Raw genomic sequence first — 12,297 nt, forward strand, 5'->3', positions numbered from 1 at the left:
GAGGAAAATGCCTGCTGTCCGTGTATAAAGGCTAGCCTATGATGAATACATATAACTACATATGGAGTAACATTTTATTATTTGACGCGGCGGCTTAGCATCCAGAAGAGGTATTACACTACACAAAGATCGCCGTATCTTTGTTCCCAAAGGAGGTGCGCCTGCCATCGCATTAGGCATGCTTAATTGGCGAAGGGCAGGGAAGCGTTGAATGACCCCTTACCGAATAGCTTATCCTTAATTCTTATTTTCTTTTTTGTTTTTATGAATGGATTTTTTGTTGCAGCCGAATTCGCGATGGTTAAGGCTAGAGGAAGCCGAATGGATGCTCTAGTTTCTGAGGGCTATTTGCAGGCAAAGCTGGCTTCGCATATGACCAATCATTTGGATACGTATTTATCCGCCTGCAAGCTGGGCATTACATTAGCCTCGCTAGGTCTCGGCGTGGTGGGAGCGCCGGCTGTTGCGAGGTTGATTGAACCGTTATTTGGTTATATCGGCGTTCAGCATGAGTGGTTAATTCATACGGTCTCGTTCGCAGCTGCGTTTTCGATCATGGCCATTGTTCATATGGTATTGGGTGAGCTGGCACCGAAAACGGTAGCTATTCGTAAAGCAGAAACGATAACGCTATTAACAGCGCTGCCTCTTGCTTATTTCTATAAGCTCATGTATCCCGTTATTTGGCTGTTGAATGCTATGGCAAATCTGCTTCTTCAAAAAATGGGAATTGAACCAGTGACGGAGAAGGATTCCGCACATACCGAGGATGAAATTCGAATCTTAATGAAGCAGAGCCACAAAAATGGTTTTATAGACAATACGGAGCTTACGCTCGTCGATAATATTTTTGAATTTACAGAAACGAATGCTCGTGAAATTATGATTCCTCGTACAGAAATGATCTGTCTGAACACCAGCCATACACTGGAGGATAACAAGCAGCTTGCTCTGGAGCAGATGCTTACCCGTTATCCTGTATGCGAGAACGACAAGGATAATATTATCGGCTTCGTTCATATTAAGGATTTGCTGAAGGATACGACGCAGAGCCTGCGTGATATTAGGCAAATTACGAGGCCGATCACGACTGTTCCGGAATCGATGCAAATTAGTACACTGCTGAAGCTGATGCAAAAGCGGAAATCACAAATTGCTATTTTAATTGATGAGTACGGAGGAACCTCGGGCCTTGTCACGCTAGAGGACATTATGGAGGAAATCGTCGGCGAAATTCAAGATGAGTTTGACGAGGAGCGGGAGCAGCTGGAAAAACTGGAGGACAGCACGTATTCCGTTAGCGGCTTGATGCTTATTGAAGAGGTGAACAGCTTCTTCGGTCTCGATATCGAGACGGACGATTACGATACGATTGGGGGATGGATGTATTCCAAGCTTGAAATTCCTCCTGTCAAAAGCCAAAGTGTCCAGTATGAGGGCCGCTGTGAATTTATGATTGAAGAGACGGATCATTTGCGAATTTCGCGGGTCAACATCCGCATGCTAGGCCGCAGTCTCGAAGGGCCTGAGAAGCAGCAATGGGGCTAAGCCTATACGGAGGTAAATAAACAAGGCTGTCACCTGCAGCGTTTGGATGCGCAGAGGTGACAGCCTTATTTTGCAGCTTGAAGCTTGCTGGTTATGCTTGCTTCGCTAAAGCGGAAGCTGCTTTAATCTTTCGAACCGTTTCAATCGTACCGCCGCCAAGACAAACCTCTCCGTCGTAAAGCACGACTGCTTGTCCAGGAGTAATGGCCTTCTGAGGCTTATCAAATACGATATGAGCGTTGCCATCCTCGAGGACGGTCACACTAACGCCTTGATCGGGCTGACGATAACGGAACTTCGCAGTGCAGCGAAGCGTATCGTGAGCGCCTGCAGGTACCATCCAATTCATGCCGCTTGCAGTTAGGCTCTCTGAGTAAAGGCTTGGATGCTGCTCGCCTTGTACAACATAGAGGATATTGCGCTCCAAGTCCTTGTCAGCTACGAACCAAGGCTCGCCTGAGCCTGAGCCGCCAATGCCAAGTCCTTGGCGCTGTCCAAGCGTGTAATACATAAGGCCGTCATGCTGGCCCTTCTTCTCGCCCGTCTGAACATCGATCATATCACCTGCTTGAGCAGGCAAATAGCCGCTTAAGAAGGTTTTGAAATTACGTTCGCCGATAAAGCAGACACCGGTGCTATCCTTCTTCTTAGCTGTATAAAGGCCAGCCTCCTCAGCAATACGCCGCACTTCGGGCTTCGGCAGATGTCCGATAGGGAACATCGCTTTCGCAAGCTGCTTCTGGCTCAGAGCGCTAAGGAAATACGTTTGATCCTTATTGGAATCCACACCCCGCAGCAGCTTCGTCATGCCATCCTCGGAACGTTCAACTCTAGCGTAATGTCCTGTCGCCAAATAATCTGCTCCAAGCTCCATTGCACGCTGCAGGAAGTCACCGAATTTAATTTCACGATTGCACATGACATCCGGGTTCGGCGTGCGTCCACGCTTGTATTCATCCAGAAAATAGGTGAATACCTTGTCAAAATATTGCCGTTCAAAATTAACGGTATAGTAGGGGATACCGATTTGCTCACATACGCGGCGAACGTCTTCTGAATCTTCTTCCGCAGTACAATGCCCAAATTCGTCAGTATCGTCCCAGTTTTTCATGAATATGCCGACAACGTCATAACCTTGCTGCTTCAGCAGCAGGGCAGTAACAGAGGAGTCCACGCCGCCTGACATGCCGACGACAACTCTTGTCGAAGCTTTTGGTTTTTCCATCGTAAACACCACCTTGCTCGAATCAAACAACTCTTATTGTATCATAGGCAGAAAACTTTTTCATGAAGATGTAAAGCTTTTTACACACGAGCCTAGTGTGATATGTTAACATATAAGTGAAATGGGAATACAGAGGTTTATAAAGCTTTCGTAACTAGACACCATTAGAAACGACCATAAAAACAAATAAAAGAGGTGCCACTTTGAAAATATCGACGAAAGGCCGTTACGGCTTAACGATTATGATGGAGCTTGCGGCTAAATTTGGTGAAGGCCCGACTTCGCTCAAGAGCATTGCTGAACGAAATCAGCTTTCCGAGCACTATTTGGAGCAATTAGTAGCACCGCTGCGAAATGCAGGATTAGTAAAAAGTGTTCGAGGCGCTTATGGTGGCTATATTTTGTCCAAGGACCCGGAAACGATTACTTCAGGTGATATTATTCGGATTTTGGAAGGGCCAATCTCACCTGTAGACTTTACGGAAGAGGATGATCCGGCTAAACGTCAGCTGTGGCTGCGTATTCGTGACAGCATCGCAGAGGTGTTGGATTCGACAACGCTTGCGGACCTGATCAATTTTGAAGATGAAGGCAAACCTGACAGCTATATGTTCTACATTTAAAGGAAGCTAACCTATGAAAAATCATTATTTTGATCATGCCGCCACTACTCCTATGCATCCAAGCGTCGCTAAAGCGATGCTTGAGGTCATGCAAGGACCTGGCGGCAATTCGTCTAGCATGCACGCATTCGGAAGATCGGCCAAACAGCAGCTCAATCGCGCACGTGATTCTATAGCAACAGCTCTTGGCTGTAAACCTACGGAACTATTATTTACCTCTGGCGGCACAGAAAGCGACAATGCGGCATTGATCGGTGCAGCCAGAGCACAAAAAAAACACGGTAAAAACCACATCATCACGTCAGCTGGCGAACATCACGCAGTGCTTCACACCTGTGAATGGCTGGCGAAGTCAGAAGGCTTTACCGTAACGATTCTCCCTATTGATTCTACCGGACAAACCTCACCAGAACTCGTACAAGCGGCAATTACGCCTGAGACGGGACTCATTAGCATCATGCATGGCAACAACGAGATTGGCACTCTTCAGCCTATCGAAGAAATCGGTAAAATAGCGAAGGCCAGCGGCGCAGTTTTTCATGTGGATGCTGTACAAGCCTTAAGCTGGGTCGATTATCGTCTTCATGAACTCCCCGTTGATTTAATGAGCTTCTCCGCCCACAAAATTAATGGACCGCAAGGGGTTGGCGCGCTGTACATTGCGGCTGGAACACCTATCGATACTATACAGCATGGCGGATCTCAAGAGAGAAAGCGGCGCGCAGGAACTGAAAATATTGCTGGCATCGTTGGCTTTGCAGCTGCTGTTGACATTTGTGTGAACGAGCGAAAAAATAAGCAACCTTTTATGGACAAGCTTCGTAAAAGATGGATAGAGCTGCTCAGAGAGCAGGTTGAAGTCCCCATCGTTATTAACGGCAGTGAGCATCATTATTTACCTCATATTGTAAATATCAGCTTTATCGGCGTGGACACAGAGACGATGCTGATGAATTTGGATATGGAAGGTATTGCTGCTGCAAGCGGCTCAGCTTGTACCTCGGGTGCTCTTGAGCGTTCTCATGTTCTTCGGGCGATGGAATTGCCGGAGGAGCAAATTCATTCCGCTGTAAGATTTAGCTTCGGTTTGGGGAATACTTTAGAGGAATTAGAAGATGCCGCACAGAAGGTTGGAGCAATCGTGAGGCGTATTCGTAATAACTACTAGGAGGACTCCGGCTAAGCGTGATTAAACTTCAACAGCTTATTGGGCTTCCCGTTATCGTCATCCATTCCGGCAAGCTTGTAGGAACCGTTAAGGATGCTTGGTTTAATGAGCATTGGGAACTGAAGGGCTTAATACTCGATTGCCCTAGGTGGTTTGTTTCAACTGTAAAAATAGTGGAGTGGTCTTCCGTGTTATCCTGCGGAGAGGACACCGTTATTATAGCAAATGAAGCAGAGATTATTCGGATGAAGTCGAAGCAATTGCTGCGCTCTTTTTACACAGGAGTAGTGAAATTAAAGGATTTACCCGTGATCACTGTACAAGGTGTCCAACTTGGCAGAGTGTCTGATGTTTATTTTTATCCAAAACAGGGAACACAAATAGTAGGCTATGAGCTTACGGACGGTTTTGTTTCGGATCTGATGGAAGGACGCAGATGGTTGAAGTCACCGAGTGATCCAGAAAACGTGTTGCTCGGGGAAGACGCGATTATTGTTCCTGCTGTCAGTGAAGCGGAATTGGAGCCTGTCGCAGCTTCCAATTTCACAGAATAGGGAGAAATGAAAGATGATGAGATGTCCGAATTGTAATTCGAAAGATATCGGAAAGATTGGTTCCCATCAATTTTATTGCTGGGGCTGCTTTATTGAACTATCGGTTAACGGCGACAAAATGTCGGTTTACCAAGTAGAAGAGGACGGTACGTTAAGCTCGCTTGATGATTTGTTCTTCGAAGAGGAAATATCGCAAATTCAAGTTAACTAATTAAGATTAATAATCATGAATATTAAAGGACGGTCTTTGACCGTCCTTTTTTTTGCTGCTTATGGATGAAGTTCACCCTGTTTACATATACTGAATTAGTTCCGCTTGTCCAGCATGAATGGCAAGTAGAATAAAGAGTGCGCGGGGGTGAGGGCGGTGGAGCGCTTTACGAAGAACCGTCTGTTTGTTTGGCTGATCTATCTCATATTGGGTTTGCTCGCCGTCTATTTGCTGCTGCTTATTAAACCGATAATTGTAAATGTATATATTTTTCTGAAAGCGGTCCTTGCACCTTTTGTTATTGCTATGATTATCTCCTATGTATTGAATCCGATCGTTACGATGCTGCATGATCGGAAGGTGCCTAGAACGATTGCTGTGCTCCTTATTTATGCGGTATTTTGCGCGGTTATTACGGTACTGCTTGTCAATTTAATTCCGATGTTCATCGATCAGGTACAGGAGCTGAACAGGCATGTTCCAGAGCTGTCGATGCGCGCACAAAATATTGTGACCGACATTAACAATACGTCCTTTTTACCGGAGAGCCTAAGAGGCGGTTTAAATAAGTCACTCGTGCATATCGAGAAAAAAATGTCAGAGAGCTTATTCGACTTTGTAAACAATATCGGATCAATGGTCAATGCAGTGTTCATTGCGTTTATCATTCCGTTTCTTGCCTTCTATATTTTAAAGGATTTTGATGTGTTTGAACGTACGGTCATTACTTACGTGCCGAAATCGCATCGCAAAAACACGGTAAGACTGCTCAAGGATATTGATACAGCTCTCGGCAGCTATATTCGCGGTCAGTTTTTAGTTTGTGTCATCGTAGGCGTATTGGCTTACTGCGGCTATTTAGTTGTTGGAATGCCATACGCTTTGCTGCTAGCGGGTATTGTGGCTATTACGAATGTCATTCCTTATCTAGGCCCCTTCTTCGGAGCAGCGCCTGCACTGCTGATGGCATCGACCGTTTCTATTAAAATGGTCATTCTTGTCGGCATCATCAATGTGCTGTGCCAAATTCTCGAGGGAAATGTCATCTCTCCGCAGGTGGTTGGACGAACGCTTCATATCCATCCTTTGTCCATCATATTCGCTTTGCTGGTTGGGGGCGAGATCGCGGGCATTGTCGGCATGATTTTGGCAGTTCCCATTTTTGCTGCTTGTAAGGTTATTATTCAGCATATGTTTGCTTATTACGTAAGAAGAAAGATTATTTGACAGGCGGAGAGGGTGTAGCTATAATTTTAAAATAATCAAGTATTACCAATAGGATCATAAAACGTTGACGAAATGAAGTAAGCCAATGCCCGTTAGCCAGAGAGAAAGCTTCTTCGCAAATCGCTTCTTAGGAGGCGCGCTGCGTCGGTTGAGAAAGCTTTTATGACGAAGAGTGGCTGAAAGCTATTTTCGGAGTGTGAATGAACTTCACCGGCTGGACCCGTTATTGTCTAATGAAGGCGATTGCGCTTGCTGCTTGCAGCTGTGCAATAACCAGGGTGGTACCGCGAATCTATTCGTCCCTGTCTATGACAGGGGCGTTTTTTGTGTTTTATCATTTAAAGGGGGCTCTTACTAATGAAAGCTAGTGAAATTCGTGCAAAATGGCTTGCTTTTTTTGAAAGCAAAGGTCATAAAATTGAACCAAGCGCGTCACTCGTACCGCATAATGATCCATCGCTGTTATGGATTAATGCCGGCATGGCACCGTTAAAGCCGTATTTTGACGGACGTACCGTGCCTGAAAATCCGCGGATTACGAATTCGCAGAAATGTATCCGCACGAATGATATCGAGAACGTGGGGAAGACACGCCGTCACCATACCTTTTTCGAGATGCTGGGGAACTTCTCCATCGGTGACTATTTTAAGGAAGAAGCAATTACTTGGGCATGGGAGTTTCTGACCGAGCCGCAATGGATCGGCTTTGATCCGAATCGTTTGTCCGTTACGGTATATCCTGAGGATGAGGAAGCTTTCACTTTCTGGAATACAAAAATCGGTCTTCCTGCAGAGCGCATCTACAAGCTGGAGGAAAACTTCTGGGATATCGGCGAAGGCCCTTGTGGCCCTTGTACGGAAATTTTTTATGACCGCGGCGACAAGTATGGCGATCTATCCGACCCGGAATGCTGGCCAGGCGGCGAAAATGAACGGTTCCTAGAAGTATGGAACGTCGTATTCTCGCAGTTCAACCATAACAAGGATGGCAGCTATACGCCGCTTCCGATCAAAAACATCGATACAGGCGCTGGATTGGAACGTTTTGCATCGATTTTGCAGGACGTGGATTCCAACTTTGATACTGATTTGTTCCGTCCAATCATCGACCGTACCTGCGAGATTGCTAAAGTGACCTACAAAGCTAACGAAGAGCATGACGTAGCTCTCAAGGTTATTGCTGACCATATTCGTACGGTTGCTTTTGCAGTAGGGGATGGAGTAATGCCGTCGAACGAAGGAAGAGGTTATATCATTCGCCGCTTGCTGCGCCGCGCAGTACGCTACGGCAAGACGATTGGAATCGACCGTCCGTTTCTGCATCAGTTGACGGGAATTGTTGGCGAGGTAATGGGCGTTTATTATCCTGAGGTTGTAGCTAAGCGCGAGTTTATTGAGCGCGTTATTCGCACAGAGGAAGAACGGTTCCATGAAACCTTGTCCGATGGACTGGCAATGCTGTCTGACCTCGTTGCTGCTGCAGCTAAAGCAGGCAACAAGGAAATTAACGGCGATAACGCATTCCGCTTGTACGATACGTATGGCTTCCCGTTTGACTTGACGGAGGACTTCGCGGCGGAGAATGGCATGACTGTAGATCGTGAAGGCTTCGATGCTGCAATGGAAGCTCAGCGCGACCGCGCTCGTTCAGCTCGCCAAGATACAGGCAGTATGAAGGTTCAAGGCGGACCGCTTGGCGAGTTTACGATTAAAAGCGAATTTGTTGGCTATAATGATTTGGTAACTAAATCAAAAATTATCGCAATCGTTCATGACGATAGTTTGGTTGATGCTGCTGCTATGGGCAGCAAGGTAGCTGTTATTTTGGATCGTACACCTTTCTATGCAGAGAGCGGCGGTCAAGTCGGTGACGAGGGAACAATCAGCGGCGAAGGCTTCACGCTTCAAGTTGAGGATGTGACGAAGGCTCCTCATGGTCAAAGCGTTCATCATGCGATTGTTACGGCTGGTTCTGTTCGTGCAGGCGAGGCTGCTGAAGCAATCGTAACGAGAGCGGTGCGCGATGATGTCATCAAAAACCATACAGCAACCCACTTGCTTCATAAGGCACTTAAAGAGGTGCTTGGCGATCATGTTAACCAAGCAGGCTCATTAGTAGAGGCGGAGCGTCTGCGGTTTGACTTCTCGCATTTTGGCAGTATTACTGCTGAAGAGCTCGTCATGATTGAGCGTAAAGTAAACGAGCAGATTTGGCTAAGTACAGCTGTTAATATTGAGACTAAATCGTTGAATGAAGCAAAAGCGATGGGCGCTATGGCGTTGTTCGGCGAGAAATACGGTGATGAGGTGCGTGTCGTTCAGGTCGGAAGCTATAGCCTGGAGCTGTGCGGCGGCTGTCACGTAAGCAATACTTCACAAATCGGACTATTCAAGCTGCTAAGCGAAAGTGGAATTGGTTCGGGAGTGCGGAGAATTGAAGCCGTTACAGGCAAACATGCGTATAACTTCTTGGAAAGCCAGCTGGATGTGCTTAAGCAATCTGCAGCTTTGCTGAAATCGAATACGAACGATGTGCCGAAACGAATTGAAACGTTGTTTGGCCAAGTGAAGGAGCTCTCGCAGAGCAATGAATCGCTGCAAGCGAAACTCAGCCATATTGAAGCGGGCTCATTGGAGCAAAATGCGAAAACGGTTAATGGCATTACCGTATTGTGCGCAAAAGTAAATGCACCAAGCATGGACGCGCTTCGCGGCATTTTGGATGAATTGAAGCTGAAGCTGGAGTCCAGCGTAATCGTACTTGGAGCAGTATCGGAAGACAAAGTCAATCTCGCCGCAGCGGTTTCTGCCGACCTGATCAAGAAAGGCTTCCATGCTGGGAAAATCGTAAAAGAAGCTGCAGTTCATTGCGGCGGCAGCGGAGGCGGACGCCCAGATATGGCTCAAGCAGGCGGAAAAGACATTTCTAAGCTGGACGAAGCTTTGAAACTTGCGGAAGAACTAGTTCTTAGTCAAACAAATGTGATATGATATAAATGTATATCCCACTGAAAAGCGGTTTGGAAAGCGAGGTGCTGGCGATGAGTTCCATGGACAATACTATGAAATTTAACGTGAAGGCGGAGGGGGTTGAATCTTCTCAAGACATTCTGCTATCTGTGCATGAAGCGCTTCTAGAGAAAGAATATAATCCAATTAACCAGATCGTTGGGTATTTGCTGTCCGGAGATCCCGCGTATATTCCGCGGCATAACAACGCCAGAAGTTTAATTCGCAAGAAGGAACGAGACGAATTAATTGAAGAGCTTGTCCGGTTTTATCTAAACCATAAGAAACAACAAGCGTGAACGGCTAAAGCCCTCCTTAGGAGGCTTAGCTATCGTTTCGCAGAGAAATATAAGTACTTTATAAGCAGATAAACTTATAAATTCTTATATTTTAACTAATGAGGTAGGGGCCGGACAAGACATGAGATTGATGGGATTGGATTATGGTGACCGCAAGATTGGCGTAGCGGTCAGCGATGCTTTTCGTTGGACTGCACAAGGTACCGGGGTAATTGAACGCAGACGCGATGGAAGTGAGTTAGACCGGATTGCCGACTTGGTTAAGGAGCATGAGGTTAGTGAAATCGTATTAGGTCTGCCGAAAAATATGAACGGTACCATCGGTCCACGCGGAGAGATTAGTATTGAATTTGCAGAGCAGCTCAAACAGAAATTAAACATACCTGTACACCTTTGGGATGAAAGGCTGACAACGGTAGCTGCCGAACGAACGCTCATTGAAGCGGACGTCAGCCGGAAGAAGCGAAAGCTCGTAATAGACAAAATGGCGGCAACGCTTATTTTGCAAAATTATCTCGATTCTATAGCGAAAAGGTGAGGGTAAACATGACAAGAGAAGAAATGGAATTCGAAGAGCCGGAAATTATTTATATCCCGGATGAAGAAGGCAATGAAGAGGAATTCGAAGTCATCATGAAATTTGAAGTTGATGGTTCCGATGAGAAATATATGATGGTTGTGCCTGTCAATGGTGAAAATGACGAGGAAGATGAAGTGTACGCTTTCCGTTATGAAGAAGAAGGCGACGATCTTAAGCTTTATACGATTGAAGACGAAGAGGAATGGAACATGGTTGAGGAAACGTTTAATACGCTCCTTGGCGAGTTGGAGGAAGAAAATTAATGTCAGGTACAGAGCATGAGGCACCAAAAAAACTGAACAGCCTGAGAGAGGCTTTCGGTAATGAAATCGAGTTGGAAGCGGAAGATGGAAGCATAGAAGTATATGATATCAAAGCTGAGTTTCAGCTTGGTGACCGTATCTATGCAGCTCTTCAATCCGATCCGATGCGCGGCGAAGAAGATGTAGAGCTGTTTCGCGTAATTCAAGCAGGCGGGGAGCCGCAGCTCGAAAACATCGAAGACGACGAAGAGTGGGAAGCTGCCTCGGAGGCTTATGACGATTTGTTATTTGCAACCGATGAGCGTCCTTAGATGAACAATAATAGAAGTATGACGAGAGAGCGGTGTTGAGCCGCTCTTTTGTTCAAATATAGGCTGAATATAAGTTAATTCCCCTTATATTCAGCCTATATTTTGCGCAAATCGATAAAACTCACATTATGGTTTAGAAAGAGGGGGTCTAAGGTTGGACAAGTTATCTCAGCAGCCTGAGCAGCAGGACCGATATTCAGAATCCGGTCCGAAGCGAAGCCGCATTACATTATGGGTCATTTTAAGCTTGCTTGGCATCATCATTATTGGAGCAGGAAGCGCAGCCTTTTACGTATGGAGCAGCTTGAAGCCTACTGCCGCAGGAGAAGTGCAAAAAATTGATATCCCTAAAGGCTCTTCAGCTAACGAGGTTGCAGATTTGCTTGAACAACAAGGACTCATTAAGAACTCGTTTATATTTAAATATTATTTGAAGCTGAATGATCAGGGAACTCGCTTTCAAGCGGGAATATATGAGCTTAGCCCAGGAATGGATAAAGATGCGATCATTGCAAAGCTGAATGCCGGGGATACGGTAGCAGCTGAAACGATTCGCTTCACAATACCGGAAGGATTTACTGTTTTGCAAATGGCTGATAAGCTCGCAGCAGAGAATCTGATTAATAAAGAAACGTTTATTAGTCTGGTAGCATCACAAACAAACTGGGGCGATGTGGAGGCTGTACGCTCTATACCGGAGAGCGATAAGCTTCATCAACGGCTGGAGGGCTATCTCTTCCCCGAGACGTATGAAATGAAAAAGGAAAGCACCGAGGAAGATATTATAAAACGGATGGCTTCCGAGCTTGATCGAAAGCTCGCTTCGCTTCCAGAGGGCTGGATGGATGTGCTCGATGAGAGGAAAATATCTTTCCATGAGCTGTTAACGATCGCTTCATTGGTTGAACGCGAGGTTGTTGTAGACGAGGAGAGAGCGCTTGTAGCAGGTATTATCTATAATAGGCTTGCTGATGGGATGATGCTTCAAATCGATGCAACTGTTCAATATTCACTTGATAAGCCTAAGGAACGGCTCTATGAGAAGGATTTGTTAGTAGAGAGTCCATATAACACCTATAAAGTGGACGGTTTACCCCCTGGACCTATCGCAAGCCCTAGTTTTGATTCGATAGAGGCTGCTTTGTATCCGGAGAAATCCGATTATTTATTTTATGTGACGAAGAAAGACGGAAGCCAGTCGCATTTGTTCGCAAAAACGTATAAAGAGCATTTAAGAAACATCGAGAAAAGCAACCAGACAGCAGGGTAGACTAGCTTA

The 12,297-nt window shown here is 45.9% G+C and carries 13 protein-coding genes; 12 read left to right on the forward strand and 1 reads right to left on the reverse strand.

Annotated elements, in window-relative coordinates; translation table 11 throughout:
• Positions 1-207 precede the first annotated feature (207 nt).
• Positions 208-1,548, forward strand: coding sequence for a hemolysin family protein (locus tag MHI37_RS09205; protein WP_076337439.1), 1,341 nt, complete (start codon positions 208-210; stop codon positions 1,546-1,548).
• Positions 1,549-1,639: 91 nt separating this feature from the next.
• Here the strand turns inward: MHI37_RS09205 and mnmA are convergent, their stop codons facing one another.
• Positions 1,640-2,773, reverse strand: a complete 1,134-nt coding sequence (mnmA, locus tag MHI37_RS09210) for a tRNA 2-thiouridine(34) synthase MnmA (protein WP_076337404.1) — start codon at positions 2,771-2,773, stop codon at positions 1,640-1,642.
• A 203-nt stretch (positions 2,774-2,976) separates the two neighbouring features.
• On the opposite strand from mnmA, the gene MHI37_RS09215 reads away from it, so the two are divergent.
• From MHI37_RS09215 to mltG, 11 genes are all read left to right on the forward strand, one after another.
• Positions 2,977-3,396 (forward strand): Rrf2 family transcriptional regulator, encoded by a 420-nt coding sequence (locus tag MHI37_RS09215; protein ID WP_076337405.1) that lies wholly within the window; start codon positions 2,977-2,979, stop codon positions 3,394-3,396.
• A 13-nt stretch (positions 3,397-3,409) separates the two neighbouring features.
• Positions 3,410-4,564, forward strand: a complete 1,155-nt coding sequence (locus MHI37_RS09220; RefSeq protein ID WP_076337406.1) for a cysteine desulfurase family protein — start codon at positions 3,410-3,412, stop codon at positions 4,562-4,564.
• A 17-nt stretch (positions 4,565-4,581) separates the two neighbouring features.
• Positions 4,582-5,118 (forward strand): PRC-barrel domain-containing protein, encoded by a 537-nt coding sequence (locus MHI37_RS09225; protein WP_083676309.1) that lies wholly within the window; start codon positions 4,582-4,584, stop codon positions 5,116-5,118.
• 13 nt (positions 5,119-5,131) lie between these two features.
• Positions 5,132-5,329: a hypothetical protein gene (locus MHI37_RS09230; RefSeq protein ID WP_076337407.1), complete on the forward strand. Its 198-nt coding sequence runs from the start codon at positions 5,132-5,134 to the stop codon at positions 5,327-5,329.
• A 156-nt stretch (positions 5,330-5,485) separates the two neighbouring features.
• The gene (locus MHI37_RS09235) at positions 5,486-6,556 is read left to right on the forward strand and encodes an AI-2E family transporter (protein WP_076337408.1); all 1,071 of its coding nucleotides are present in this window, start codon (positions 5,486-5,488) and stop codon (positions 6,554-6,556) included.
• A gap of 357 nt (positions 6,557-6,913) precedes the next feature.
• Positions 6,914-9,547, forward strand: a complete 2,634-nt coding sequence (gene alaS, locus MHI37_RS09240; RefSeq protein ID WP_076337409.1) for an alanine--tRNA ligase — start codon at positions 6,914-6,916, stop codon at positions 9,545-9,547.
• 50 nt (positions 9,548-9,597) lie between these two features.
• Entirely contained in the window at positions 9,598-9,864 is a 267-nt protein-coding gene (locus MHI37_RS09245; protein WP_076337441.1) for an IreB family regulatory phosphoprotein, read from the forward strand.
• 121 nt (positions 9,865-9,985) lie between these two features.
• Entirely contained in the window at positions 9,986-10,402 is a 417-nt protein-coding gene (ruvX, locus tag MHI37_RS09250) for a Holliday junction resolvase RuvX (RefSeq protein ID WP_076337410.1), read from the forward strand.
• Between the two features lie 8 nt (positions 10,403-10,410).
• Positions 10,411-10,707 (forward strand): DUF1292 domain-containing protein, encoded by a 297-nt coding sequence (locus MHI37_RS09255; RefSeq protein ID WP_076337411.1) that lies wholly within the window; start codon positions 10,411-10,413, stop codon positions 10,705-10,707.
• The gene (locus tag MHI37_RS09260) at positions 10,707-11,018 is read left to right on the forward strand and encodes a DUF1292 domain-containing protein (protein WP_076337412.1); all 312 of its coding nucleotides are present in this window, start codon (positions 10,707-10,709) and stop codon (positions 11,016-11,018) included. The genes MHI37_RS09255 and MHI37_RS09260 overlap by 1 nt, the downstream gene beginning before the upstream one ends.
• A gap of 154 nt (positions 11,019-11,172) precedes the next feature.
• Positions 11,173-12,288: an endolytic transglycosylase MltG gene (gene mltG / locus MHI37_RS09265; RefSeq protein WP_083676310.1), complete on the forward strand. Its 1,116-nt coding sequence runs from the start codon at positions 11,173-11,175 to the stop codon at positions 12,286-12,288.
• Positions 12,289-12,297 lie beyond the last annotated feature (9 nt).

It is taken from the genome of Paenibacillus sp. FSL H8-0548 (genome assembly GCF_038630985.1).
Lineage (GTDB): Bacteria > Bacillota > Bacilli > Paenibacillales > Paenibacillaceae > Pristimantibacillus.